19 protein-coding genes and 1 tRNA gene are annotated in these 25,696 nt (G+C 67.5%); 7 read left to right on the plus strand and 13 right to left on the minus strand.

The annotated features are described in order from the left end of the window. Positions 1 to 92: 92 nt before the first annotated feature. The 4 genes from FBY30_RS00225 to FBY30_RS00240 all read right to left on the minus strand — a co-directional run bounded on the left by FBY30_RS00225 (position 93) and on the right by FBY30_RS00240 (position 3,625). Complete coding sequence (locus tag FBY30_RS00225) at positions 93 to 713, minus strand: 50S ribosomal protein L25/general stress protein Ctc (protein ID WP_142130633.1); 621 nt, start codon at positions 711 to 713, stop codon at positions 93 to 95. Between the two features lie 275 nt (positions 714 to 988). Then, complete coding sequence (locus FBY30_RS00230) at positions 989 to 1,969, minus strand: ribose-phosphate diphosphokinase (RefSeq protein WP_142130634.1); 981 nt, start codon at positions 1,967 to 1,969, stop codon at positions 989 to 991. A 2-nt stretch (positions 1,970 to 1,971) separates the two neighbouring features. Then, positions 1,972 to 3,450: a bifunctional UDP-N-acetylglucosamine diphosphorylase/glucosamine-1-phosphate N-acetyltransferase GlmU gene (gene glmU, locus FBY30_RS00235; RefSeq protein WP_142130635.1), complete on the minus strand. Its 1,479-nt coding sequence runs from the start codon at positions 3,448 to 3,450 to the stop codon at positions 1,972 to 1,974. Between the two features lie 103 nt (positions 3,451 to 3,553). After that, positions 3,554 to 3,625: transfer RNA gene (locus tag FBY30_RS00240), tRNA-Gln, on the minus strand. A gap of 131 nt (positions 3,626 to 3,756) precedes the next feature. Between FBY30_RS00240 and FBY30_RS00245 the strand changes: the two genes are divergently transcribed. Further along, positions 3,757 to 4,383, plus strand: a complete 627-nt coding sequence (locus FBY30_RS00245) for a TetR/AcrR family transcriptional regulator (protein WP_142130636.1) — start codon at positions 3,757 to 3,759, stop codon at positions 4,381 to 4,383. Positions 4,384 to 4,554: 171 nt separating this feature from the next. Here the strand turns inward: FBY30_RS00245 and FBY30_RS00250 are convergent, their stop codons facing one another. The 5 genes from FBY30_RS00250 to FBY30_RS00270 all read right to left on the minus strand — a co-directional run bounded on the left by FBY30_RS00250 (position 4,555) and on the right by FBY30_RS00270 (position 10,733). Continuing rightward, entirely contained in the window at positions 4,555 to 6,384 is a 1,830-nt protein-coding gene (locus FBY30_RS00250; protein WP_142130637.1) for an ABC-F family ATP-binding cassette domain-containing protein, read from the minus strand. Between the two features lie 33 nt (positions 6,385 to 6,417). After that, positions 6,418 to 7,395 carry a 4-(cytidine 5'-diphospho)-2-C-methyl-D-erythritol kinase gene (locus FBY30_RS00255; RefSeq protein ID WP_142130638.1) on the minus strand — a complete coding sequence of 326 codons (978 nt, stop codon included), beginning with the start codon at positions 7,393 to 7,395 and terminating at the stop codon, positions 6,418 to 6,420. Further along, positions 7,392 to 8,264, minus strand: a complete 873-nt coding sequence (gene rsmA, locus FBY30_RS00260) for a 16S rRNA (adenine(1518)-N(6)/adenine(1519)-N(6))-dimethyltransferase RsmA (protein ID WP_142130639.1) — start codon at positions 8,262 to 8,264, stop codon at positions 7,392 to 7,394. The genes FBY30_RS00255 and rsmA overlap by 4 nt, the downstream gene beginning before the upstream one ends. Before the next feature lie 109 nt (positions 8,265 to 8,373). Further along, positions 8,374 to 9,570 carry a resuscitation-promoting factor gene (locus FBY30_RS00265; RefSeq protein ID WP_235009276.1) on the minus strand — a complete coding sequence of 399 codons (1,197 nt, stop codon included), beginning with the start codon at positions 9,568 to 9,570 and terminating at the stop codon, positions 8,374 to 8,376. Between the two features lie 257 nt (positions 9,571 to 9,827). Further along, entirely contained in the window at positions 9,828 to 10,733 is a 906-nt protein-coding gene (locus FBY30_RS00270) for a TatD family hydrolase (protein ID WP_142130640.1), read from the minus strand. A 163-nt stretch (positions 10,734 to 10,896) separates the two neighbouring features. Here FBY30_RS00270 and FBY30_RS00275 point away from each other — a divergent pair, with 163 nt between their 5' ends. The 3 genes from FBY30_RS00275 to FBY30_RS00285 are packed head-to-tail and all read left to right on the plus strand — an operon-like array spanning position 10,897 to position 16,049. Continuing rightward, entirely contained in the window at positions 10,897 to 11,994 is a 1,098-nt protein-coding gene (locus FBY30_RS00275) for an AAA family ATPase (protein ID WP_142130641.1), read from the plus strand. Positions 11,995 to 12,003: 9 nt separating this feature from the next. Beyond that, positions 12,004 to 13,470 carry a DUF58 domain-containing protein gene (locus FBY30_RS00280; RefSeq protein ID WP_142130642.1) on the plus strand — a complete coding sequence of 489 codons (1,467 nt, stop codon included), beginning with the start codon at positions 12,004 to 12,006 and terminating at the stop codon, positions 13,468 to 13,470. After that, a complete protein-coding gene (locus FBY30_RS00285) occupies positions 13,467 to 16,049 on the plus strand; it encodes a transglutaminase family protein (RefSeq protein WP_142130643.1) in 2,583 nt (860 codons plus the stop codon). Before FBY30_RS00280 ends, FBY30_RS00285 begins: the two co-directional genes overlap by 4 nt. A gap of 72 nt (positions 16,050 to 16,121) precedes the next feature. On the opposite strand, the gene FBY30_RS00290 is transcribed toward FBY30_RS00285, so the two are convergent. Further along, the gene (locus tag FBY30_RS00290) at positions 16,122 to 17,621 is read right to left on the minus strand and encodes an NAD-dependent succinate-semialdehyde dehydrogenase (protein WP_142130644.1); all 1,500 of its coding nucleotides are present in this window, start codon (positions 17,619 to 17,621) and stop codon (positions 16,122 to 16,124) included. Positions 17,622 to 17,802: 181 nt separating this feature from the next. Further along, positions 17,803 to 18,678, minus strand: a complete 876-nt coding sequence (gene rsmI / locus FBY30_RS00295; protein ID WP_142130645.1) for a 16S rRNA (cytidine(1402)-2'-O)-methyltransferase — start codon at positions 18,676 to 18,678, stop codon at positions 17,803 to 17,805. A gap of 45 nt (positions 18,679 to 18,723) precedes the next feature. On the opposite strand from rsmI, the gene FBY30_RS00300 reads away from it, so the two are divergent. Both FBY30_RS00300 and FBY30_RS00305 read left to right on the plus strand, forming a co-directional pair. After that, positions 18,724 to 20,451, plus strand: coding sequence for a dolichyl-phosphate-mannose--protein mannosyltransferase (locus FBY30_RS00300; protein ID WP_142130646.1), 1,728 nt, complete (start codon positions 18,724 to 18,726; stop codon positions 20,449 to 20,451). Positions 20,452 to 20,518: 67 nt separating this feature from the next. After that, complete coding sequence (locus FBY30_RS00305) at positions 20,519 to 22,348, plus strand: AMP-dependent synthetase/ligase (protein WP_142130647.1); 1,830 nt, start codon at positions 20,519 to 20,521, stop codon at positions 22,346 to 22,348. Here FBY30_RS00305 and FBY30_RS00310 read toward each other — a convergent pair. Together FBY30_RS00310 and FBY30_RS00315 are read right to left on the minus strand one after the other, a co-directional pair. Further along, positions 22,339 to 23,697, minus strand: coding sequence for a TIGR01906 family membrane protein (locus FBY30_RS00310; RefSeq protein ID WP_142130648.1), 1,359 nt, complete (start codon positions 23,695 to 23,697; stop codon positions 22,339 to 22,341). The two genes, FBY30_RS00305 and FBY30_RS00310, sit on opposite strands and share 10 nt — an antisense overlap. Before the next feature lie 124 nt (positions 23,698 to 23,821). Then, a complete protein-coding gene (locus tag FBY30_RS00315; RefSeq protein WP_200830601.1) occupies positions 23,822 to 24,814 on the minus strand; it encodes a stage II sporulation protein M in 993 nt (330 codons plus the stop codon). Between the two features lie 79 nt (positions 24,815 to 24,893). Between FBY30_RS00315 and FBY30_RS00320 the strand changes: the two genes are divergently transcribed. Further along, positions 24,894 to 25,694, plus strand: a complete 801-nt coding sequence (locus tag FBY30_RS00320) for an RDD family protein (RefSeq protein WP_142130649.1) — start codon at positions 24,894 to 24,896, stop codon at positions 25,692 to 25,694. The last annotated feature ends 2 nt before the right edge of the window (positions 25,695 to 25,696 follow it).

Genomic DNA, 25,696 nt, shown 5'->3' on the forward strand with positions numbered 1-25,696 from the left:
GGACGGGGACAGTCAACACGGGTACGGCGGTGGCCAGACATGGCAGTGGCCGGGCCCCTGGGGGTCCGGCCACTGCTGATATTGCGGAGTTGTTACTCGGCTGCGGCTTCCTCGGCTGCGGGAGCTTCCTCGGCTTCGGCCTCGGTGGCAGCTTCGGCTTCCTCTTCCTCGGCCACGACGGTGGCTTCGGAGATGTTCACGACAAGCGTCTCGGCGTCGGTCAGCAGCGTAACGTTCTTGGGAAGTGCAAGGTCGGACGCGAGGATGTGCTCGCCGGCTGCACGGCCTTCGATGCTCACGCTGACGGTCTCGGGCAGGTGCGTTGCCTCGGCCTCGACGGAAACGGCCGTCAGCTCAAGGTTGTGCACGGTGCCGGGAGCGGTTTCGCCTTCAACGTGGACCGGGACGTCAACGGTGACCTTCTCGCCCTGGCGGACGGTCAGGAGGTCGATGTGCTCAATGATCTGCTTGACGGCGTCGCGCTGGACATCCTTTACCAGGGCCAGGTGGCCTTCGCCGTTGATGTCGAGGGACAGCAGGGCGTTGGGGGTGCGGACGGCAAGGGTGGTGGCCTTTGCCGGCAGGGTCACGTGGATGGGCTCTGCGCCGTGGCCGTAGATGACAGCGGGGATCTGGTTGTTCATGCGGGCGCGGCGGGCGTAGCCCTTGCCGAATTCGGTGCGCAGTTCTGCTGCGAGCTTCTGCTCAGACATGGAAATCTCCTTGAAGACTAAATGGTGTTCAGCAAGGGCGGAGGTCTGGTGTGACCTTCAACGCCGGGCGCCCGGATGGCGGCCCTTCAAGAAGGCAGTCCCTGTGAAGGGACCAGCAGACCCAGTCGATAACGGAGGCTATGCCCTCCCTCGCCAAGGTATCGCCTAACAGCCTACCAGTGCCGGGACCGATTCCTTAAAACAAGGCCCCGTCGACAAAAGGGGACCCCGCCGGCTCCTGCCGGCGGGGTCCCGTTCTAAGGAAACGTACGGCCTTACGCCTTGCCGTCGAAGAGGCTGGTGACCGAGCCGTCGTCGAACACTTCGCGGATGGCGCGGGCAATCAGCGGGGCGATGGACAGCACCGTGAGCTGCGGGAAACGCTGGGACGAGTTCAAGGGGAGGGTGTTGGTAACCACCACTTCACGGGCGCCGGACTCGGAAAGCCGGCGTGCGGCCGGATCCGAGAAGACGGCGTGGGTGGCGGCGATGATGACGTCCTTGGCACCGGCGTTCTTTAGGACATTGACGGCACCGGAGATGGTTCCGCCGGTGTCGATCATGTCGTCGATCAGGACGCAGGTGCGCCCCTCGATCTGGCCCACCACGGTCTTGGAGACGGCCTGGTTGGGGACGGTGAGGTCGCGGCTCTTGTGCACGAAGGCCAGCGGGGCGCCGCCCAGGCGTTCGGCCCACTGTTCAGCCACGCGGACACGGCCGGTGTCTGGGGAAACAACGGTGATGTTGTCGGCGGCGACGCGGGTGCGGATGTAGTCAGCCAGCAGCGGGATGGCCATCAGGTGGTCGACGGGGCCGTCGAAGAAGCCCTGAATCTGCGACGTGTGCAGGTCCACGCTCATGATGCGGTCAGCGCCCGCAGTCTTGTAGAGGTCCGCCACCAGGCGGGCGGAGATGGGCTCGCGGCCGCGGCCCTTCTTGTCCTGGCGGGCGTAGGGGTAGAACGGCGACACCACGGTAATGCGCTTGGCGGAGGCGCGCTTCAGCGAATCGATCATGATCAGCTGTTCCATGAGGTGGTTGTTCAGCGGTGCGGGGTGGGCCTGGATCACGAAGGCGTCGGTGCCGCGGACGCTTTCCCCGGCCCGGACGTAGATCTCGCCGTTGGCGAAGTCGTAGGCGTCAACGGGAAGGAGGTCGGTGCCCAGTTCCTTTGCGATTTCCCGGGCCAGCTCCGGATGGGCCCGCCCGGTGGCGAGCACCAGCTTCTTTTCGCCGTGCGCCGTAATTTCGCTCATTGTTACTTGCCCTCTTCTGTAGATGCCGGGGTACTTGAGGAGTCATTGGTGGCCGCCTGGGCCAGTTCGGCGGAGCGGGTCCCCGGACGGTGCGCGGGAACCCAGCCTTCGGCGTTGCGCTGGGCAGCGACGCTCAGCGCAAGCGCTCCGGCCGGAACGTCTTTGCGGATCACCGCGCCGGCGCCGCTGTAGGCGCCGTCCCCCACGGTGACCGGGGCAACAAAGACAGTGTTGGAGCCTGTGCGGACGCCCGAGCCGATCACCGTGCGGTGCTTCTTCTCGCCGTCGTAATTGGCCGTGATGTTGCCGCAGCCAATGTTGGTGTCCTCGCCGATTTCGGCGTCGCCCGCGTAGCCCAGGTGGGACAGCTTGGAACCGCGGCCGATGGTGACGTTCTTGGTTTCGTAGAAGGCGCCGATCTTGCCCTTCTCACCCAGCACGGTGCCGGGGCGGAGGTACGTGAAGGGGCCGACGGCGGCGCGCGGGCCGATCACGGAGCCGGAACCATGGGTGCGGGCAACCGTGGCGCCCTCGCCTACGGTGACGTCGGTCAGGGTGGTGTCGGGGCCCACGACGGCGTCCCTCGCCACGGTGGTGGAGCCGTGCAGTTGGGTGTTGGGCAGGAGGCGGACGTCCTCGTCCAGTGTGACGGAGGAGTCGATCCAGGTGGTGGCCGGGTCAACCACGGTGACGCCGGCGCGCATCCAGGCTTCCACGGTGCGGCGGTTCAGTTCGGCACCGAGGGCGGCGAGCTGGACGCGGTCATTGGCGCCCTCCACCTGCCAGCGGTCGTCGGTGACAACGGCGGCGACGCGGCCGCCTGCCTCCCGGGCCAGTCCCAGCACGTCAGTAAGGTATTTCTCGCCCTGGGCGTTGTCGGTGGTGACCTTGCCCAGCGCATCGCGGAGCACCGCGGCATCAAAGGCGTAGATGCCGGAGTTGACTTCCCGGATCAGTTTTTCGGCCTCGGAGGAGTCCTTGTGTTCGCGGATGCCGGTGACCGAACCGTCCACGCCGCGGAGGATGCGGCCGTAACCGGTGGCGTCATCGAGGACTGCCGTGAGGACCGTGACGGCGTTGCCTTCGAACTCATGGGTGGCAACGAGCTCGGTCAGCAGTTCCCCGGACAGCAGGGGCACGTCGCCGTACGTGACCACGACGGTTCCATCCAGGGCCTGCCCGGCGTCCAGCGCCTCGAGCGCGGCTTCAACAGCGCGGCCGGTGCCCGGGACGTCGTCCTGGTCCACGATGAGGGCCTGCGGGTCGAGGGCGGCCACGTGGCCTTCCACCAGGTCGCGTTCGTGGCGCACCACGATGGCAAGCCGCTGCGGATTAATGCTGCGGGCGGCACGGAGGGCGTGGCCCACCATGGAGAGACCGCCGATTTCGTGCAGGATCTTGGGAGTACGCGATTTCATCCGGGTGCCGGCGCCTGCGGCCAGAACGATTACAGCGGCCGGACCGGCATTCTCGGGGATCACGTACGGGCTCTCCTTGCTTGTTTGTGCTGGCGCTTTGCGGTGTCCCGCAGCCCAGGCCGCCGGGCACCGGGTGCCATCCTCATGATCGCTCCTTGCGCAGCAGTTCCGCCCATAGGATTCGAACCTATACTCCACGGCTCCAAAGGCCGGGGTGCTGCCGTTACACCAGAGCGGACCGTGCCGAAGACTCAAGGCCCGGGCACAAGTCCCTATTTTGCCACGGGTTCAGGGCGCCGCGCGACACGGCCCTTCCCGCCTGCCGGTCCGGCCGGATCCGGCCGGTCGGCGGTGAGGCATGATGGGAAGGTGAGCAACAACCTTCCGCGCATGCGGATGACGGGCCGGCAGCGCCGAAGCCAGCTGATCGACGTCGGCCGCGGCCTTTTCGCCGTCCGCGGCCTGGACGGGACCACCATCGAAGAGATCGCCGCCTGTGCAGGCGTGTCCAAACCGGTCATCTACGAGCACTTCGGTTCCAAGGAAGGGCTGTACACAGAGGTGGTGGACCGCGAGTTCCACCTCCTCCTGGACTCGATCAACGCGGCGCTCACCGAGGAAGCCAAGCCCCGCGTCCTCGTCGAACGCGCGGCACTCGCCCTGCTCACCTATATCGAGGAACGCACCGAAGGGTTCCGCATCCTCATGCGCGATGCTCCCCCGTCCCAGCCCGAAGGCGCCTTCTCCACCCTGCTCTCCCACGTCACCGCCCGCGTGGAACACATCCTTTCCGATGAGTTCTCGCGCCGCGGCTTAAGCGGCGACGACGGCGCCATGTACGCGCAGATGCTCGTCGGCATGGTAGCCATGACCGGCCAGTGGTGGCAGGACAGCCGCCAGCCCGACAAGAACACCGTCGCCGCGCACCTGGTCAACCTCGCCTGGAACGGCCTGACCGGGCTGAAGAAGGACCCTGAGCTGCACGTCGAGGGGTAGACGCTGGTCACCTTCGTCCGGCGCGCCTCCGCGGCGCACTAGCCCTTCGCCGTCGCTTAGACACAACGCATAGGTGACGTTGCGGTCGCTGGGCGACCTCCACGTCACGATGCGCCGCGATGCGCGACTACACGAAGGACTCCTGCGCCACTTGTGCCGGCGTCGCTTTTGTCAGTCGCCCAGGAGCTCGGAGGACTCCAGCCACTCCATTTCCAGGGCGTCCTTTTCGTCGGTGAGGTCCTTGAGCTGTTTGTTCTGTGCGGCGAGGGCGTCGAAGTCGCCGGCCTCGGTGGTCTTCACCATCTGGTCGTGGAGCTTCTTTTCCTCCTGATCCAGCTTTTTGAGCTGCCGCTCGATCCTGTTGAGGGCCTTGCGGGCTTCGCGCTTCTCGGCCTCGGAGGGACCCGACGGGGCCGCGGCTGTACCTTGCTGGCCTCCGCTGGTGACCGGGTTGCCGCCGCCGGTGACCGTAGAGCCGGCCAGGGCGGCTTCGCGCAGCTCGAGGTACTGGTCCACGCCGCCGGGCAGGCCGCGGAGCTTGCCGTCGCCCAGCAGTGCCATTTGGTGGTCGGTGACGCGTTCCAGCAGGTAGCGGTCGTGGCTGACCACCACCAGGGTCCCGGGCCAGCCGTCCAGGACGTCCTCGACGGCGGCGAGGGTGTCGGTGTCCAGGTCGTTGGTGGGCTCGTCGAGCATCAACACGTTGGGTTCGCCCACCAGCAGCCGCAGCAGCTGAAGGCGGCGCCGCTCACCGCCGGAGAGGTCCTTCACAGGGGTCCACTGCTTCTGGTTGGTGAACCCGAGCTGCTCCACCAACTGGCCGGCCGTGAATTCCCTGCCACCGACGTTGAAGGAACGCTTTTCCCGCTCGATGACCTCGATGACGCGCAGGTCCGCGACGTCGTCGAGCTCCTTGACCTCCTGCGTGAGGACGGCGGTGGCCACCGTCTTTCCCCTCTTCAGCTTGCCGGCGTCGGGGGCGATCTCGCCGTTGAGCAGCTTCAGGAGGGTGGTCTTTCCGGCGCCGTTGACGCCCACCAGGCCCAGCCGCTCCCCCGGGGCCAGGCGGAGGGTGATGTTGTCGAAGAGCTTCCGGCCGGCCTCGCCGCCCTGGAAATTCAGGGAGACGTTTTCCAGGTCAAGGACGTCCTTGCCCTGGCGTGCGGTGGCCATCTTGCTCAGGGCCATGGAGTCGCGTGGCGCGGGGACATCCTCAATGAGGGCGTTGGCCGCCTCGATCCGGAACTTCGGCTTGGACGTCCGCGCCGGGGCGCCGCGGCGCAGCCAGGCGAGCTCCTTCTTGACCAGCTGTTGGCGCTTGCTTTCCACCACGGAAGCCATCCGGTCCCGCTCTGCCCGGGCCAGGACATACGCGGCGTAACCGCCCTCGAAGGGATCCACGATCCCGTCATGGACTTCCCACGTTTTGGTGCAGACTTCGTCGAGGAACCAACGGTCGTGGGTGACCACCAGGAAGGCGCCCTGGTTGGCCCGCCACCGTGTCTTCAGGTGCCGGGCAAGCCAGGCCACGCCCTCGACGTCGAGGTGGTTGGTGGGCTCGTCCAGCATGATGACGTCGTGGTCCTCAATGAGCAGTTTGGCGAGCGCCACCCGCCGCTTCTGCCCACCGGAGAGGGCGTGGACATTCGCATGCCAGTCGACGTCGGACACCAGCCCGCCCATGATCTCCCGGATCCGGGGGTTGCGCGCCCATTCGTAGTCCGCCTGGTCCCCCACGATCGCGGCACCCACCGTCAGGTCGCCGTCGAGCACGTCGCTCTGGTCCAGGTAGCCCACGTTGACGTCGCCGCGCTTGGTGACCCGGCCGGAGTCGGGGGTGGAGCGCAGGGCCAGGAGCCGCATCAGGGTGGACTTGCCGTCGCCGTTCCGGCCCACCATGCCGATCCGGTCGCCCTCCTCCAGCCCCAGGGTGATGCCGTCCAGGACGGTGCGGGTTGCGTAGGAAACCGTGAGGTTCTCGCCGCCAAGAAGGTGTGCCAAAGGGAACTGCTTTCTGCTGCCGGACTGGAAGTGTTAAAGGAGGGTGTCGGAGATGATGCGCGCGCCCGGGACCGGACCGTGGACGGGGATCGCTGTGAGGCCTTGGCGCCGCAGGTCCTCCGCCAGTGCCTCGGCGGCCACGGAATCATCTGCCAGGAGCGCCACGGTGGGGCCGGATCCGGAGACCATGCCGGCGATGGCGCCATGGGACTCACCGATTCCCAGCGTATCGCGCAGCGCGGGCGAGAGTTCAATGGACGCCCTTTGCAGGTCGTTGACCAGCACGCGGCTCAGGGATTCGGCGTCGCCGCCCCGCAGGGCCGCCAGGATCTGCGGGTCCACGCCGGTGGGTTCGCCGGCCTCGATCCCTTCGGCCGCCCGCAGCCGGTCAAGCGTGCGGTACACCTCGGGGGTGGAGAGGCCGTAATTGGCCACCACCAGCACCCAGTGGGTCTGCGCCTTGGCCAGGGCCGGGGACAGTTCATCGCCCAGCCCAAGGCCGACGGCGGTTCCGCCCAGGAGCGAAAAGGGAACGTCGGCGCCCAGTTCCGCTGCAAGGTGGGCCAGTTCCTCGCGCGACAGCCCGCTGTTCCAGAGCGCATCGCAGGCAAGGAGCGTGGCGGCGGCATCGGCGGATCCGCCGCCCATACCGCCGGCCACCGGAACCCGCTTGGTGATTTCCAGGTGCACGCCGGTGGCGTGTTCGGACACGTCAGCCATGATGGCGGCGGCCTTGTAGGCCAGGTTGCTGCTGTCCAGGGGGATGTCGACGGCGTCGAGGTCCAGGGTGCTTTCAGGGCTGAGGCTGATGGTGATCCCGGGGGCGGCGGTGCTGGTGGCGGACACTTCCTCATAAAGGGACACCGCGAGATAGACGCTGGCCACCGAGTGGTATCCGTCCGCCCGGAGCGGCCCCACTGCCAGGGAGACGTTGACCTTGCCCGGCGCCTTGACGCGGACAGTCCTGGCGGCGAACCGCCCCCTGCCTGGCCTCTCAAGTCCCGCGCTCACGGGCGGTTTTCCCTGGCTTCGGCAATCCGGGCGAACGCGGCTATGTCAATGACCTCACCGCGGGCCGTGGGATCCACGCCGGCGGCGAGCAGGCAGCGCTCCGCTTCCGGCGCTCCCCCGGCCCAGCCGGCGAGGGCTGCCCGGAGGGTCTTGCGGCGCTGCGCGAAGGCGGCATCCACCACGGCGAACACCTGTTCCCGGGTGGCGGTGGTGGCCGGTGGTTCCCGGCGCGTGAAGGCCACGAGCCCGGAATGGATTTTCGGGGCGGGCCAGAAGACGTTCATGCCAATCACGCCGGCTTTGCGCATCTGGCTGTACCAGGCGGCCTTGACGGAGGGAACTCCATAGGTCTTGGAGCCGGGCCCGGCCGCCAGCCGGTCGGCCACCTCGTCCTGCACCATCACCAGGCCGTGACGCAGGCTGGGGAAATGCTGCAGGAGGTGCAGCACCACGGGAACGGCGACGTTGTACGGCAGGTTGGCCACGAGTGCTGTTGGTTCAACCGGCAGCTCGGTGACCTTCATGGCATCGGCGTGCACCAGGTGGAAGGCGTTGGCGGCTTGGGGCCGCCATTCCTTCACGGTGTCAGGGAGTTTGGCGGCAAGGACAGGATCGATTTCGACGGCGACAACCTCCGCTGCCGCGTCCAGCAGTCCCAGCGTGAGCGACCCGAGCCCCGGGCCCACCTCGAGGACTGTCTCATCCGGCCCCACGCCTGCTGCGGCAACAATCCGGCGGATGGTGTTGCCGTCGATCACGAAGTTCTGGCCGAGCGTCTTGGTGGGCCTGACCCCGATTTCCTCTGCCATCCGGCGTATGTCGGAGGCGCCGAACAATGGTGCGGGCACGGCGGGAGTCGGTTCAGTCACCTAGGTATCCTATCCCGCGCGGCCCGCCGGCTTTGCCCGGTTAACGGCAGTGGCCGGCCCGGAGTACCCGGGGCCGGCCACACTTTTTGCCTGCCTGATGATCAGTGGATCAGCGGCTGGCCGCCCAGCCGCAACCCCACGGCGACAGGCCGCGCTGCGCGTAGACGCGGTTGGCGATGTCGATCTGCTGTGCCTTGGTGGCCAGGCTGGCGTTGGGAGCGTAGGCACCGCCGCCGGCGCCGATCCAGGTCTGGATATCGAACTGCAGGCCACCGTAGTAACCGTTGCCGCTGTTGATGCTCCAGTTTCCGGTGGACTCACACTGGGCGATCTTGTCCCACATGGCCTCGTTCATCATGGCCGGCGCTGCCGCGCCGGTGTTGGCGGCTGCAGCGGCGGGGGCCGGTGCTGCCTGGGGTGCAGGCTTGGCCTTGGTGCCGACGGTGACCTTTTCGGTGACCGGCTGGACAGCCACGTTCTCGGATACCAGCGTGCGGGAAGCTTCCCGCCCGTCCACGAGCACCAGCTTGAAGGTGCGCTCGAGCTTTCCGGCGGAGCCGGCCTGCGTGACTTCCTTCTCACCCTTGAGCATGTCCGCGTTTTCGGAGGTAACCGTTTCGAAGGGCACGTCTTCACTGGTGACGGCGGTCTGGCTGGTGTCCACGCGGGAGACCTTGATGACCATGTTGTTCACCACGTTGGCGTTGGCCGGCTGCGAGGTGCGGTCATTGGCGCCGAGAGTGACCCCGGAATCCTCAAGGACCTTACCCACGGTCGGCGCGGTGGTGGTAGCAGTGTTCACCTTGCCGTCGGCCACGATGCTGACGGTCTTGGGGGTGGAGATGGAGACGTAGGAGCCGGCCAGCGAGAGGGTGGCATCCTTGGGCGCGGAGACGGACGAGGCACTGGCCACGCCGAGCTCGGTCACCAGGTCTTCGACGTCCTGCGCCGTGGTGTTCACGGTCTTCTCGGCCCCGTCCAGGCTGACCTTGACCTCTTTGGCCTGGTTGATGTTGATGACGGTACCGTTCTGGACGGTCGCGTCGAGGGAAGGCGACACCCGGTCGCCGGGCTTCAGGTCAAGGTTTGCACTCTTGACCACCTGTGCCACTGTTCCGCCAAAGGACTGCACGGACGATGCTTTGCCGTCCACGTTGAGCGTGACTGTTTTGTTATTGCCCACGAAGGCTACGAGGCCTGCGACCAGGCCGCAAAGCACCAGCAACTGGGCGCCAACCTTGATAAAGCTGAACTTGCCGTCCGATGTAAAGAACTTGATCACGATTGCCCGTAACTCTCGGTCCATCCGGGCACGGGGAAACGCGCAGAAAAATGCCCGGAACAAGCCTGTAAAGGACAGTCCGGGCACCGATGCGCCGCCACACTCCGGGCAGCGGCATGGCTGGCTTTTGGACAGGCCGGTCCGGCTGCGAAAGGAGTGAAATTACCCGTTGGCCTTCCCCGACCCCGGCTAATAGTTTCCCACTGTAACCGTAGCGTTATAAAGCGACCAACATTTTTACATACCAGGTATGCATCAGGGAGAGGCCGACGGCGCGCCCGTCAGGCCCAGGATCCGTACGCCCGCACGGTATTTTCGCTGATTGCGGTACAGAGGCCGGCCAAATCGGAGCCTGTCAATTCTGCCATGGCACGCACCGTGTACGGGACCATGTAGCTTGCGTTCGGCCGCCCCCTGTGCGGGTGCGGGGTCAGGAACGGGGCGTCTGTTTCCACCATGATGAGTTGCCGGTCCGCCACCGCGAGCGCGGCACGGAGGTTGGCTGCGTTCTTGAACGTCAGCGTGCCGGCGAAGGACATCCACCACCCCTGGTTGTTGCATGTCCTGGCCAGTTCCTCATCGCCTGAGAAGCAGTGGAACACCACCCGTTCCGGCGCTCCCTCTTCCCGCAGCACCCGCACCACGTCGCTGTGCGCATCCCGGTCATGGATCTGGAGGGTGAGGTCCAGCCGCTTGGCGATGTCGATGTGGCGGCGGAACGAGTATTCCTGGTCCCGAAGCCCCTCCCCTTCCGTGCGGTAGAAGTCCAGTCCCGTTTCGCCAATGGCACGGATCCGCGGATGCGCGGCCAGGCGTTCAATCTCGGCCAGGGCTTCCTCGAGCTCGCCGTTCGCGGCATATTGCGGAGCGTCGTTGGGATGCAGGGCCACAGCCCCGAGGAGCCGCGGGTCCTGGTCCACTGCTTCGACGGTGAACCGGGAGGACTCCAGGTCGCAGCCCACCTGCACGGCGCCCTGGACGCCCACGGCCGCTGCCGCATCGAGCGCAGCCGTGATTCCTACCGGCGTTTTCCCTTCCGGAAAGTCCAGGTGGGTGTGGTTGTCCATCACCGGAACGGGCAGGGGCTCCGGCGCCGGCGGGAAATCCTTGCGGCTTCCGGCTTCCGGGTCCGTTGTTCCGTCCACGGCAGGCATCCGGTAGGCGGCAGGAATCGACGAATTGCACATCCACCCAGCCTAGCCGCGGCGGGCACCCCCATATTTGCCGGAACTCTCTGTCAGCCGCGGCAGTTGTGTTAGTAGTCTGGAACGAACACACGCGCACGCCCACCGAGGGGCGAAGGCAGGCTTGCTGTCCCGTCCAGGTGAAACCCGGGCTGAAAGGTTGCCGATGGAACCGCACCGACGCACTGCCGACAATGCAAGCGCATCGAACCTCGACCTGGCCGACGTGCCTGATGCCGTCAGCCGCCTGAACGGGCACCGGCCGCCGGCCATGGACCCCGCATCCTTCCACGACGCAGCGCAGCGGATCCTGACCACCGTCAATACTGTCATTGACGGCAAGTCCGAGGCCGCCAAACTGGCGCTCACCGTGCTCCTGGCCCAGGGGCACCTGCTGGTGGAGGACGTGCCCGGCGTCGGCAAAACGTTGCTCGCAAAGACCCTCGCCCGGACCATCGACTGCACCGTCAGCCGCATCCAGTTCACGCCCGACCTGCTGCCCTCGGACGTCACCGGGGTGTCCATCTACAACCAGGCCTCGAGGCTTTTTGAATTCCGGCCAGGCGCGGTGTTCGCAAACATCGTCATCGGCGACGAAATCAACCGTGCCTCCGCCAAGACACAGTCCGCCCTCCTGGAGTGCATGGAGGAGCACCAGGTCACGGTGGACGGCAACACCTACAAGCTCGATGAGCCGTTCATGGTGGTTGCCACCCAGAATCCCATCGAGATGGAGGGGACGTATCCCCTGCCGGAAGCCCAGCGGGACCGGTTCATGGCCCGTATTTCCATGGGGTACCCGGACAAGGACGCGGAGATCGAGATGCTGGAAACCCATCAGGCGGTCTCGCCGCTGGCCCACGTCTCCCCCGTGGTCACCGCCTCCGATGTTGCGGCCATGACCGCCACCGTCCAGCAGGTGTACGTCTCCGAACCCGTGAAGGAATACACGGTGTCATTGGGCAGGGCCACCAGGGAAAGCCCGCTGCTGCGGCTGGGCGCCAGTCCCCGGTCCCTGCTGCAGCTGCTGCGTGCCGCCAAGGCCACGGCCGCGCTGGATGGACGCGACTTCGTTTTGCCGGACGACGTGGGGGACGTGGCCGAGGCCGTCCTGGCACACCGCATCATCCTGGACCGGAAGGCCGCCGGCGCCGGCGAGACACCGCACAGTGTCCTGCGTGCCATCCTGTCCCGGCTGCCCGTTCCGCAGGCCCAGCCCGGCCAACCGGGCCGGGCTGCTGCCGCCGGCAGCAGGAACCGCTAGGACACCACCATGGCCCTGCTGGACAAGCTTCCGCGGCACCTGTTCACCAGGCGCGGCTGGGGCATGCTCGCAGCCGGAGCCTTCACACTGGCCGCGGCGCAGGTCATGGGGCGCCGCGACCTTCTGACGCTGGCATTGCTCCTGCTGGTGCTTCCCCTTGTCTGCCTTGCCGGCGTCCGGCTGGTCAAACCCCGGTTCCGGGTCTACCGCGAGTTCAATCCCTCCCCAGTGGAGACCTCGGCCCCGGCAATGGTCCACCTTGCCGTCGCCCGGTCGGGCCCCGGGAGCGGCCGGGTGGCCATGGAGGAGCGGCTGCCGGCACAGTTTGGCCACGCACCGGCTTTCCGGTTCCCGTCCCGTTCCGCCAGCGGCGGCACCAGCCGCTACGAGTACCACCTCACTTCACGGCACCGCGGCCAGTTTCGAATCGGACCGGTCACCGCCGAGTTCACCGACCCCTTCGGACTCGCGCTGCACCGCCAGGCCATTGACGACGGCGACGTCCTCACCGTGACGCCTGCCGCCGTCGTCCTTCCTGCCACCCTGCTGGCCGGGGCGCGCGGCAACGATGGCGTCACCGCCACCCGCGTCCGGGCAAACCCCAGCGATGACGATGTCATGACCCGCGAATACCGGCACGGCGACCCGATGCGGAGGGTCCACTGGGCCGCTACCGCCAGGCACGGGGCCCTCATGGTCCGGCAGGAGGAATCCGTCACCACCCCGGAGGCCACCATCATCCTTGACCACCGTTCCGGCGCGTTCGCCGGCGGCACCGGAACGGCAATGCCCGGACTTCCCGGCCAGGACGGGCATGCACTGGCCACCAGCGGGACCTTCGAGTGGGCCGTTATTGCCGCCATGTCCATCAGCGCGCACCTTGCAGAGCGGAACTACAGCCTGCGGCTGCTGGACACCGGAGGAAACCCGGCGTTCCTCCACTCGCCGTCTTCCCCTGAACCGGCGGCGGAAGAATTCAGCGGGACCTCCGGCCTGCAGTCCATTGCCGAAAGCCTGGCCGCAATCCACCTGTCCGGAACAGCCCGCCTGCGTCGGGACGGCATGCTCCGGGACATTGCCGGCAGGAACCCGGAACCAGGGGTGGCGGCAGGTATCCGGACACCGACGGGCAATGAGCAGGAACCAACGGCATTCGATGACCACCTGATGGACAAGCTCTCCGCGCACCGGATGCGGGGCCCCCTGATCGCAGTGCTGGGACGCATCACCGCCCAGGAGGCCGCTGCCCTGGCCCCTGCTGCCGCGTACGCCACCAATGCGATCGCCTTGGTGGCGGTGGAACGGCCCGCGGAATACCAGGACATCCTTGAGATGCTACGGCAGGGCGGGTGGCGGGCAATGGCCGTGGCGCCCAAGGCACAGCTTGCCGCTGTGTGGAACCAGTTCGACCAGGACCTCGCCCTGCCGTCGCCTCCGGCACCCGAGGCAGGGCGCGGAGCGGGGGTGGCCAGATGACCATGGCACCGGCGCGGGCAACGGGCAGCGGGCACCAGACGCAGCCCCCGCCCGAATCACCCACGGCCCGGACACGGCCGGGCGTCTATCCCTGGGCCATGGCGGCAGCCATCGCAGTGGCTGCCTGCGGCGCGGCTCTGTCCCTGAACGGCGTGCTCCGCGGCTGGAACTGGTTCTGGCCGGCGATGACCACCGTACTGGCGGTGGCATTCACCCTGGCCGCGCTGCGTTCCCTCCGTGCCCAGCCCCTGCTGGTCACGGCGGGTGGATTCGTGGCATTGGCGGCCGTCCTGACGCTGACGTTCTTCCGCAGCTCCAGTTTCCTCTGGGTGGTCCCCACCGGCGCCACCCTTCCCGAGCTGGACCGGCTGGTCCGGCGGGCCAGCGAGACGGTGCTGTCGGAAACCGCGCCGGTGGCGCCCAATGGCGGGATCGTGATGGTGGTTTGTGCCGTGCTGGGCCTGGCAGTCATCCTGGTCGACGCGCTCGCCGTTCCCCTGGGCATGCCGGCGGCCTCCGGAACGGGGCTGCTGGCCTTGCTGGTGGTGCCGGCCATGATCAAACCCCAAAGCGTAGGGGTTTGGAGTTTTGTTGCCACGGCAGCGGGATACCTGCTCATCCTCGGCTGCAGCCAGTGGTTTGCCCCGGACGGCAGATTGCAGGGCGGTTCCGCGCGCAGCCCGGGCCTGGTGCGGCGTGCCGCACTGACCGGCGCCGTGGCACTGGCGGCCGCACTGGTGCTGCCCCTGGCCATTCCCGGCTTCGACAGCGGCACTTTCCCGCAGGGCTCGAGGATCAATCCCTGGGGGTCAGCCACCGGCCTCAACCCGATGATTACGCTGGGCAACAGCCTTCGGGCCCCCGACGGCAGCGGCAGGATCACCTATGCCACGAACTCGTCCACTCCGCTGTACCTGAGGTCCGTCACAGTGGACAATTTCGACGGCGATTCATGGGGCCCGGACGACCGCACCGCATCCCGGGTGCCCCTTGATGGCAGGATCGATCCCGGCTACGCGGTCCTGGCCGACGAGCAGGTGCGGCTGGTCACTGCCATTGACGCCGGATCCTTCACCAGCCCGTATTTGCCGGTCCCCTATGCGCCCGAAACCGTCCGCGGCCTGGGCGGCCAATGGACCTGGGATCCCGCCACGCTGAGCATCAAGGGCACCGACACCACAACCCGGCGGCAGGAATACCTGGTGACCTCGGCGGTGCCCAAGCTCTCGTCGGCGCTCCTGGCCCAGTCCACAGGGCCCGCACGGGGCATCCCGGATATCTTCACCCGGATTCCAGGCAACGTCCCCGGCATCGTCAAAACCACGGCGCAGACGGTGGCCGGAGCGGCGGCCACACCCTTCCAGAAGGCCATGGCCATCCAGAAGTACCTCCGCTCGTCCGAGTTCACCTACTCGCTGCAGGCTCCAGTGCAGGGCGGGTACGACGGCAATGGCCTCTCCGTCCTGGCGGACTTCCTGCAGCAGAAGAGCGGCTACTGCATCCACTACGCCTCGGCGATGGCGGTGATGGCCAGGCTGGAAGGAATTCCCAGCAGGATCGCGGTGGGTTATGCCCCCGGAAGGTTGACCGGGGCCACAGTAACGGTGGCCGGCCAGGGCGCCCTCCCGGAGTACGAGGCAGACGCCCGCGATGCCCATGCATGGCCGGAACTGTACTTCCAGGGCCTGGGATGGGTGCCCTTCGAACCGACGCCCTCGCGTGGCGTGGTCCCGGACTACGCCACTGAGACGTCACTTTCCTCGGCCCCGGACTCCCTGGGCAACAACGACGGGCTCGTCCCCGATACCGCCCCGGTGCCCACGCCAACGCCCAGCGCCTCGGCGCCGGCTGTTCCCGGCACCGGGAGCAGCAGCACCGGCGGCGGCCCCGAACTGATGCCCTGGCTCATCGGCGCGGCCGGCGTTGCGGCCCTGGTGCTCCTGGCGGCCACTCCCCATCTGGTCCGCGCAGGCATGCGATCGCGCAGGCTGCGGCCAAAGCGGCCCGAACAGGCTGTGCCGCTGGCGTGGAATGAGATCAGGGACCTTGGCACCGATTACGGCCTGCCCGCTTCCGCCAGTGAAACGCCCCGGGCCTATTCGGCGCGCTTCAGGGAAACGCTGCTGGGCGAGCCGGGTGGCATGGACCAGGACGCGCATGATGCCGTTGCGTCACTCACATCGGCGTTCGAGCACCACCGGTATGGCCGGCCCGGTCGAGGCGGTACCCAAAGGGCCGGCAGCGCCCAAGTGACCAGCCTTCGCACCGACGCGGCACCCGCGGACATCGCCACCGGGGTTGCCGCTATCGAAGCGTCACTGCGGGCCAACGCCGCGCTGCCCCGGCGCCTGGCCGCGGCGTGGCTTCCCCCGTCGGTCATCCGCCGGCTGGGCCTGCTGCTCAGGAAGCCGTTCAGCGCGGCAGGCAGGGCCCTGGCGGCTGCGGGGCAGCCGGTGGGACGTTTCCGGTCCGGGCGCGGCACGTCGGCTGCGACCGGCGCTTCGGTCCGGCCCGCTGCCACGGGAGGGCCAGCCAGGCCGGACACGCACGACGGCGGCCGGAGGGCAGGCGGGCGCTGACACCAAAAGTGCCGCCCCGGAAAACTCCCGGGCGGCACTTTGTGGTCTGCCTGCGGTTGCGCCGGCCGGATGCTAGCCGGCGTAGGGGTCGGCGATGCCGATGTACTGGGTGTAGAGGTATTCCTCGATGCCTTCCAGCCCGCCTTCGCGGCCCAGGCCCGACTGCTTGACGCCGCCGAAGGGTGCGGCCGCGTTGGAGATGACACCGGCGTTCAGGCCGAGCATGCCCGTTTCAAGCTTTTCACCCATCCGGATGCCGCGGTTGATGTCCTTGGTGAACACGTAGGCCACCAGGCCGTATTCGGTGTTGTTGGCCAGCCGCACGGCCTCGTCCTCGCTGCTGAAGGTGATGATCGGGGCAACCGGGCCAAAGATCTCCTCGGAAAGGATGCGGGCACCCTCGGACACACCGGACAGGATGGTGGGCTGGTAGAAGTAGCCCGGCCCCTCCACCGGCGCACCGCCCAGGACTGTCTTGGCGCCGGAGGAGACGGCGTCGGATACCAGTTCGTGGACCTTGTCACGGCTCTTGCCGTCGATCAGCGGGCCTACCTTGGACTCGGGCTCGGTTCCGCGGGCAGTGGTCATTTCCTTCATCTTCGCGGCGAACTTCTCCGCGAATTCGCCGGCCACCGACTCGTGGACAATGAAGCGGTTGGCCGCCGTGCAGGCCTCGCCCATGTTCCGCAGCTTGGCTGCCATGGCGCCGGTGACGGCGGCGTCCAGGTCGGCGTCCTCGAACACCAGGAACGGGGCGTTGCCGCCCAGCTCCATTGAGGTCCGCAGGACGTTTTCGGACGCATCGGCCAGCAGCCGGCGTCCCACTTCGGTGGAGCCGGTGAAGGACAGCTTGCGCAGGCGGGAGTCCTTGATCAGGGGCCCGGTGGTGGCTCCGGCCGTGGAGGTGGGGATGACGTTGAGGACACCGGCGGGCAGGCCGGCTTCCTGCATGACAGCCGCGAACAGCTGGGATGTCAGCGGCGTCAGGTTTGCGGACTTCAACACCATGGTGCAGCCTGCGGCAACGGCCGGGGCGATCTTGCGCGTGGCCATGGCCAGCGGGAAGTTCCACGGCGTGATCAGCAGGCAGGGGCCCACCGGCTTCTTGGCCACCAGGAGCCGGGACTTGCCGTCGGGCGAGACGGAGTAGCGGCCAAAGGCCCGGACGGCTTCTTCGGAGAACCAGCGCAGGAACTCGGCGCCGTAGGTCACTTCTCCGCGGGCTTCGGCCAGCGGCTTGCCCATTTCCAGGGTCATCAGGAGGGCGAAGTCTTCTGCCCGCTCGGTCACCATATCGAAGGCACGGCGGAGGATTTCGCCTCGTTCCCGGGGCGGCACCTTCGCCCAGGATTCCTGGGCAGCGGCGGCGGCGTCGAGGGCGGCTGCACCGTCCTCGGGGCCGGCGTCGGCAATGCTCAGCAGCACCTTCCCGGTGGCGGGATCCTCGACGTCGAACGTCTCGCCTGAGGCGGCGTCGCGCCACTCACCGTTGATGAGCAGCCCGGTGGGAACGGAGGCCAAAAGCCGGGTTTCGCGCTCGGCGGTAACGGCCGGCTGTGCAGTGACAGTCACGATGACTCCCTCGTCAGTAGGGTTGTGGCAGCCCGCCGCCGCGGTTCGGAGTGACCGGGATCATGGGGCTGATTAACTGCCAGACTACTGCGGGGCACCGCAACGGTCTACGCCGTTGCGCACTGCGGAATCGAAGCTTTGCTGTGCAGCTGCACAGGAACCCGGGGTGCCCCCGTGGACGCTACCGGGCGGCGAGCACAGCCGAATAAAGTTCCCGCTTGCTCACGCGCGCATCATCGGCCACGGCGGCTACGGCCTCCTTCAGCCGGATGCCCTGGTTCACCAGTTCATTGACTGCCGCCACGTGGTCCTCCGGAGTGCCGGCTGCCTGTTCGGGTGCACCGCCCAGCACCACGGCGATCTCGCCGCGCACCTCATTCTCCTCAGCCCAGGTGAGGAGTTCGCCCACGGTGCCGCGGATGACCTCCTCGTATGTCTTGGTCAGCTCCCGGCAGACGGCGATGGGACGGTCAGGGCCGAACCGCTCGCGCAGGGCCCGCAACATGGCTTCCAGGCGGTGCGGAGCTTCGAAGAAGACCATGGTTCGCCGCTCCCCCGCCAGGTCGCCGAGGCGTGAGGCCCTCTCGCCGGCTTTGCGCGGAAGGAACCCTTCAAAGCAGAACCGGTCGGTCGGCAGGCCGGACAGCGCCAGTGCCGTGAGCACAGCCGAGGGGCCCGGGACAGCGGTGACGGTAAGCCCCGCCGCAACGGCGCCCTCCACCAGCCGGAACCCGGGATCCGAAACCGCAGGCATCCCGGCGTCGGTCACCATGAGAAGCGTGCTGCCGGCACGCACCTGATCAAGGAGCTCGGCCGTCCGGGTGGCCTCGTTGTGCTCGTGGTAGCTGATGACGCGGCCGGCCACGGTCACGCCCAGGCTCTGGACCAGGCGGTGGAGCCGCCGGGTGTCCTCGGCGGCCACGATGTCGGCCGTGCCCAGCAGTTCCACGAGCCGCGCGGAAGCGTCGCCGGTGTTCCCGATGGGTGTAGCGGCAAGGACGATCCGCCCCGCCGTCGAAGGGGCTGGCTCGGGAAGGGGGCTGGGGTTCGGGTCCACCCACCAAGCCTACTGCTGCCGGGTCTTCCAGCCGCAAAAGGTAGCATGGGCCTCGTGACGCAGACCTCGACGCGGCCCGCCGGGGCCGGGAAACCCAGCCCGGCGGCATCCCCTCCAGCAACAGGCGCCACAGCGGTGGACCCTGGCGGTAAGGCCGCCCGTTCCTGGATCAGCCGGCCGGATGAGGCGTTCACCGCCGAGGCGCTGCAGGCCAGGCTGATCGGTGCCCGCACGTCGTGGCGGGACTACCCGCCGTCGCTGCGGCTCTGGTTCGTCCTGGTCCCCGTCCTGACGGCAGTCATTGGCGGCCTCCTCCGGTTCATCCGCCTCGAGGTGCCGCACAAGCTGGTGTTCGACGAGACGTACTACGTCAAGGATGCGTACTCCTACCTCATCAGCGGCTACGAGCGCAGCTGGCCGGACAAAGCCAACGATTCCTTCAACACCGGCAACCCGGACGTCCTGCTGAACACTCCCGAATATGTGGTCCATCCGCCGGTAGGCAAATGGATGATCGCGGCGGGCATGTGGCTGTTCGGGCCGGAAAACCCCTTTGGCTGGCGCTTCGCCGCAGCCCTTACCGGCACCCTCACCGTGCTGCTGGTCTCCCTGATCGCACTGAAGCTGTTCCGCTCGCTTCCGCTGGCCGGCGCCGCCGGGCTGCTCCTCGCCGTCGACGGCCATCACCTGGTGATGTCCCGGACCTCGCTGCTGGACATCTTCCTCACATTCTGGATCCTTGCAGCCTTCGGCGCCCTGCTGATGGACCGTGACCACGGACGCCGCAGGCTGGCCGTACGGCTGGCCCGTTCCGTTGCCGCGAACGGCGGCCAGCCCCCCGCGGGCGCGCTGCTGTCCGGGCCGTGGCTGGGCGTGCGCTGGTGGCGGGTCGCCGCGGGCATCTGCATGGGCCTTGCGGTGGGAACCAAGTGGTCCGGCCTCTTCTTCCTCGCCGGATTCGGCATCCTCACCGTCTTGTGGGACCTCAATGCGCGCCGCGTGGCAGGTATCCGCGGCTGGATCAGCGGCGGCGTGATCCGGGACGGGATCCCGGCGTTCCTCGGAATGGTCCCGGTGGCAGGGATCGTCTATTCCGCCACCTGGACGGGCTGGTTCCTTTCCGACAACGCCTACTTCCGCCATTGGGCGGAAAGCAACCCGTCGGCCGAATGGGGCTGGCTCCCCGACTCGGTCCGCTCCCTGGTCCACTACCACCTGGAAGCGTACAAGTTCCACCAGGGCCTGAGTGCCGAGCACCCGTACCAGGCCAGCGCCTGGAGCTGGCTGGTGATGGGACGGCCCACGTCGTTCTTCTATGAATCCCCGCCCCAAGGCACTCCGGGCTGTGACGTGGAGAAGTGCACGTCCGCCATCCTGTCCGTCGGAAACCCGCTGATTTGGTGGTCGGCGGCCATCTCGCTGGTGGTCCTGCTCTTCTGGTGGGCCGGGCGCCGGGACTGGCGGGCCGGTGCCGTGCTGGCTGGCGTCGCGGCAGGATACCTCCCGTGGTTCATGTACCCGGAACGGACCATGTTCTACTTCTACGCGGTGTCCTTCGAGCCGTTCCTGGTCCTGGCCCTGGTGTACTGCCTTGGGTTGGTCCTGGGCAGGTCCTCGGACCCGCCGTGGCGCCGCCGCTCCGGCCTGTACCTGGTGGTGCTGTTCCTGGTGGCGGCAGTCCTGCTGTCGGCGTTCTTCTACCCGATCTGGACGGCCGAAGTGATCCCCTACATCGACTGGAAGGTCCGGATGTGGATGCCGTCCTGGATCTAGGGCAGGATGTCAAAAGAGACCTGAAGGAGCCGCTGCCGCGGCGTGGCAGCGGAAACGGAGACCTGCTGTGAGAGAAGCAAGCACGGAACTGCTGGTTGAAATGGACGCCAGCAGCAACGTGACCGACCTGCTGCTGGAGCAGCACGCCGCCAATCCCAGCCGCGCCCTGTACCGGCGGAAGGGGCCCAATGGCTGGGTGGATGTTCCCGTGCAGAAATTCCTCCAGGACGTCAGCGCCCTCGCCAAAGGACTCATCGCCGGCGGCCTGGAACCCGGGGACACCGTGGCCGTGATGTCCCGTACCTCCTACGAGTGGACCCTGGTGGACTTTGCCATCTGGTTTGCCGGCGGCGTTACCGTGCCCATTTATGAAACGTCCTCAGCGAGCCAGGTGGAGTGGATCATCAGGGACGCCGGGGTCCGGCGGGTCTTCGCGGGCGAACGCGCCATGGTGCAGTTGGTCACCGGCGTGGTGGCCGGCTCCGCCGAGCTCAGCGACCGCCTGGTCAACGTGGTGCGGATGGATTACGACGGCGAGGCCCCGGACCTTGCCAGCCTCGCCGCTGCAGGCACCGGAGTCAGCGACGCCGAACTGGAGCGGCAGCGCAGCCGTGCAGGCCTGGCCGACCTCGCCTCGCTGGTGTACACGTCCGGGACTACGGGCAAACCCAAAGGGTGCGAGATCACGCACGCGAACTTCGCCCTGGTGGCCAAGAACATCGTCGCGTTCCTGCCGGAGATCCTGCAGAAGGACATGGCGCGCACTTTGATGTTCCTGCCGCTGGCCCATGTCCTGGCCCGGGCGGTCCAGGTGGTCTGCGTTACCGCAGGCGCAACGGTGGCTCACAGCCCCGGGGCGGCGCAGCTCCTCGAAGACCTTGGCACCTTCCGGCCAACGTTCCTTCTGGTGGTGCCGCGCATCTTCGAAAAAGTCCGGGCAACGGCCGCGCACAAGGCGGCGGTGGCAGGCAAGGGACGCCTGTTCGATGCCGCATCAGCTGCCGCCATTGCCTACTCCCGGGAACAGGACCGGCAGAGCCGTGGGGAGGGATCCGGTCCCGGGCTGCTGAGCCGTGCCCGGCACGCTTTGTATGACCGGCTGGTCTATCCAAGGCTGCGCCAGGCGTTCGGGGGCGAGGTGGAGTACACCGTCTCCGGGGCCAGTCCCCTTGCAACCGAAGACGCACACTTTTTCCGGGGCGTGGGCATTCCGGTCCTCGAAGGCTACGGGCTGACCGAGACCACCGCGCCATGCACCGTGAACACGCCCTCCCGCACCAGGGTGGGAACGGTGGGCATTCCCATTCCCGGCACCACCATCCGCGTGGCCGAGGACGGCGAAATCCTGGTCAAGGGCATCGGAGTCTTTAGGGGATACCACGGCAACCCGGCGGCGGACGCCGAAGCGTTCGTGGACGGCTTCTTCCGCACCGGCGACCTTGGCGAGCTGGACAAGGACGGCTTCCTCACTGTCACGGGCCGAAAGAAGGACCTCCTGGTCACGGCGGGCGGCAAGAACGTGGCCCCCGGGCCACTGGAAGAGATGATCCGGACCCACCAGCTCGTGGCCCATGCCGTGGTGGTGGGCGACGGCAAGCCCTTCGTCTCAGCCCTCCTGACCCTGGACCCGGAAGGCGTTGCAGACTGGCGCGCCGAGCGGGGCCTGCCCCCGCTCCCCCTCAGTGAAGCCGCCAACGATCCCCAGGTCCTGGCTGCCCTTCAGGAAGCCGTGGACCTGGCCAACAAGATGGTGTCGAAGGCGGAGTCGGTGCGCACGTTCCGGCTGCTGGATGCGGAGTTCAGCGTGGAGTCCGGGCACCTGACGCCGTCGCTGAAACTGAAGCGGTCAGCCGTGGTCAGGGAGTTCCAGGCGGAAATCGCCAAGATCTACGGCTGAGCCGCTTTTTCCTGCTCCGGCGTTTCCTGGCCCGCCTTTTCCCGCCCGGCCTTGGCCGGCTCTTCCGCGCGTACAACACCACGACGACGGCGGGTGGGCCAGGTAAGCACCAGCGTCACGATGGATGCCAGGAGCACCATTGCCGCGATGGCGATGCCGGCATCCATCCAGAACTGGCTGGGGAAGAGCCGGATGAGGGTGTCGTCCAGGCTGAAGGTCCAGGACCCGTCGGCGAAGAAGATCCGGTGGAACTCGGTGAAGAACTGCTGCCAGCCCAGGGCCGCCAGTGTACCGAGGCCCAGGATCAGGACCAGCGTGATGATGGAGCCGGCGAAGAGTCCGCGCCTGGTCCCGCCGGTGCTGCGTTTGCGCAGGTACAGGATGGCGATCAGGGCAAGGAGGAGCAGCGCAACGCCGGCGCCGAAGGTGGACAGGATGACCACTTTCACGTCCGCCATGTGGCTGACTTCGCCGTCCTTGAAGAGCTTTTCGCCGCCGCGGTTCACCAGGTCACCCAGGTACCGCGGGCCCGCCCAGTTGCTGAGGTAGTCCACGGCGTAGGAGCCATAGGTCATCCGGTCATCGGTGTTGAAGCCGTAGCCATCGCCCGGGAAGCCGGGCCGATTATATTCCACCCAGAGGAAGAGGGGGCTGGTCACGGCCCGGACGGCCAGGATCAGGAGGATGAACGGATAGATGATGGCGAGCAGGACCTGCATGACACGCGGCGCCACCGGCTTGGCATTGGCGGCGCTTTCACGCTGGGCGTTGCGGCGCTCCACCTCCTCTTCCGGGGGGCGTACGTGCAGTGCTGACGTGGGGAGGGGTTCCTTGAAGACCGGAGAATCGCTGTCGTTCCCCTCATCGGCGGAGGATCCCGGTATGGACGCGCCGGCTGTAGGCGGGCCGGCTGTTGACGCTCCGGCTGCCGGACGTTCCGCGTCGGGACGTGCGGACGCCGGAGTCCCAAGGGCAGAAGATCCGACGGCGGCTTCCGCAGCCTTGCGGTCGGCCCTGGTTTCAGGCTGGGCGGCATTGCGGGTGTCCCGGCGTGCCTCCCGGTCGGTTTCACCGCCGACCGCTCCCCTGCCCGGTCCCTCCCCGGCAATGTTCCGGTCGGAGGCGCCGCCGTCAGTGATGCCCCCAGAGGTTTTGTCCCCACTGGGCTTGTCTGCAGCGGACTTGTTTGCATCCGACTGGTCTGCATTGGGGTTGTCCCGGTGGGACGTGTCTCCGTCGGTGGGCGTCAGCCAGGAGAACGCGGGCTCGTCGGAATCCCCGGACGTGTCCAGGAAAGGCTCCGGCTGCGGCGCAGCGCTTTTGGCGCGGGCCGGTGTTTCGTCATTCACAGCAGCGTCACTTCCGTTGGGTTCCGCACCGGTCCCAGTTCGCCGGCGCGCTTCATTCTGCAGACGAGCCTACCGTCCGGAACTTCCGCTGGGCGAGGAACCACCCCGGCTGGATTACAACGATTCAGGCAGCGATTTCCGTGTAGCCCGCGTCTTCCCGGCGGATATCCCCGCGCTCCCCCGCCAGGAACGCCCGCCTGCCCCACACCAGGACATACACCCAGTACGCGGCGAGAACCGTAGCGCCAATGCCGATCCTGGCCCACACGGGCAGCGGACTGGGGGTGACGAACCCTTCAACCAGCCCCGAGACGAAAAGAACGAGGACCAGTCCAAGGGCCACCGTGACCAGTGAGCGGCCTTCCTCGGCTACAGCCCGGCCGCGCGTGCGGGGACCGGGTGACACCATGGCCCAAAAGATCCGGAGGCCTGCGGCGCAGGCAATAAAGACGGCGGTGAGCTCCATCAGTCCGTGGGGCAGGATGTAGCTGAAAAACACATCGGACTTGCCGGCCGATGCGAAGATCCCGGCCGCGACGCCCACCCCCTGCGCATTGCTGAACAGGATCATCGGCACCCACACGCCTGTAATGCCCAGTGCCACCGCCTGGGCACAGATCCACGCGTTGTTTGTCCATACGGCACCGGCGAACGACGCTGCCGGGTTTTCCGAGTAGTAGTTGATGAAGTCCTGGCTCACATACTGGGCTGCCGCGGTCTCTGACGCCACGGCCCGAAGGGCTTCAGGGGATGTGCCGATCCATACGGCGTAGGCGGCCGCGATGAGGACGAATGCTGCGCCACAGGCCAGGGTAAGCCAGGCCAACCGGTACAGCGCGGCCGGAAGGGCCACCACGAAGAACCGGGCCAGGTCAGCCATCACGTTGGACCGGGCGCCGGTAAAGCGGGTCCTGGCCAGGGCCAGCGTGGCGGAGAGGGACGCGGAGAGTCCGCTTTCCGGGGCCACGGAACGGACCAGCGACAGGTGTCCGGACGTGGACTGGTACAGCGCCAGCAATTCGTCGGCTTCGGCGCCGGTCAGCCTGCCTTTGCCGGCAAGCTCCTGCAACCGCGCCCAATTGTCCGCATTGACGGCGGCGAAGGCATCCATGTCCACGGCTACAGCCTAGCGCCCGGCATTAGACTTTGACCGTCCGCACCAACCGAACATCAGCTGCGAAGGGCAGGGCCGCAGGGTGGGTCCAATCATCACCGGAGAGGCCGTCGTACTCGAGCTTCGGCCCGCCAGCTTTGCCGCGCGCGCCCTGGGCCTGGTCATCGACGTCGTTGTCCATGTCGTCCTGCTCGTGCTGATCATGATTGGCCTGTCGGCCGCCGGCCGGGACCTTGACCCTGCGGCGGCACGCGCCCTTGGCCTCGCCGCCGTCGTGTTCTGCCTGGTGGTGGTGCCGGTGACTGTGGAGACGCTGAGCAGGGGCCGGTCCCTGGGCAAGCTGGCTACAGGTTTGCGCGTGGTCCGGGAGGATGGCGGCGCCATCCGGTTCCGGCACGCGGTGATCCGTGGCCTGACCGGTTTTTTGGAGATCTACCTGACGTTCGGCGGCCTTGCCCTTGCCGTGGCGCTCTTCAACGACAAATCCCGGCGGCTGGGCGACCTGATGGCCGGGACCTACGCCGTGCGGAGCCGGGTGCCGGCTGAGCAGGCCATCCGGGTTTTCGTCCCGCCGTACCTGCAGTCCTGGGCTGCGGCCGCGGACATTGGCCGCATCCCTGACGCCACAGCGCGCAGGGCCGCCCAGTTCATCCGCCAGGCGGGCCGGATGGCCCCGCTGTCAAGGGCAGGCATGGCCGCGTCGATCGCGGCCGAATTGTCTGCCCACGTAGCCCCTGCCCCACCGCCGGGAACGGGCCCCGATGACTTTCTGGCCGCCGTCGTGGCTGAACGGCGGAACCGGGAGTTCACCAGGCTGTCGCAATCACGCCGCCGGTACACCGAGACGGGGCAGCGGCTGCAGCGGCTGCCGTTCAGCAGCTGACC

Source organism: Arthrobacter sp. SLBN-83 (assembly GCF_006715285.1).
GTDB lineage: Bacteria > Actinomycetota > Actinomycetes > Actinomycetales > Micrococcaceae > Arthrobacter.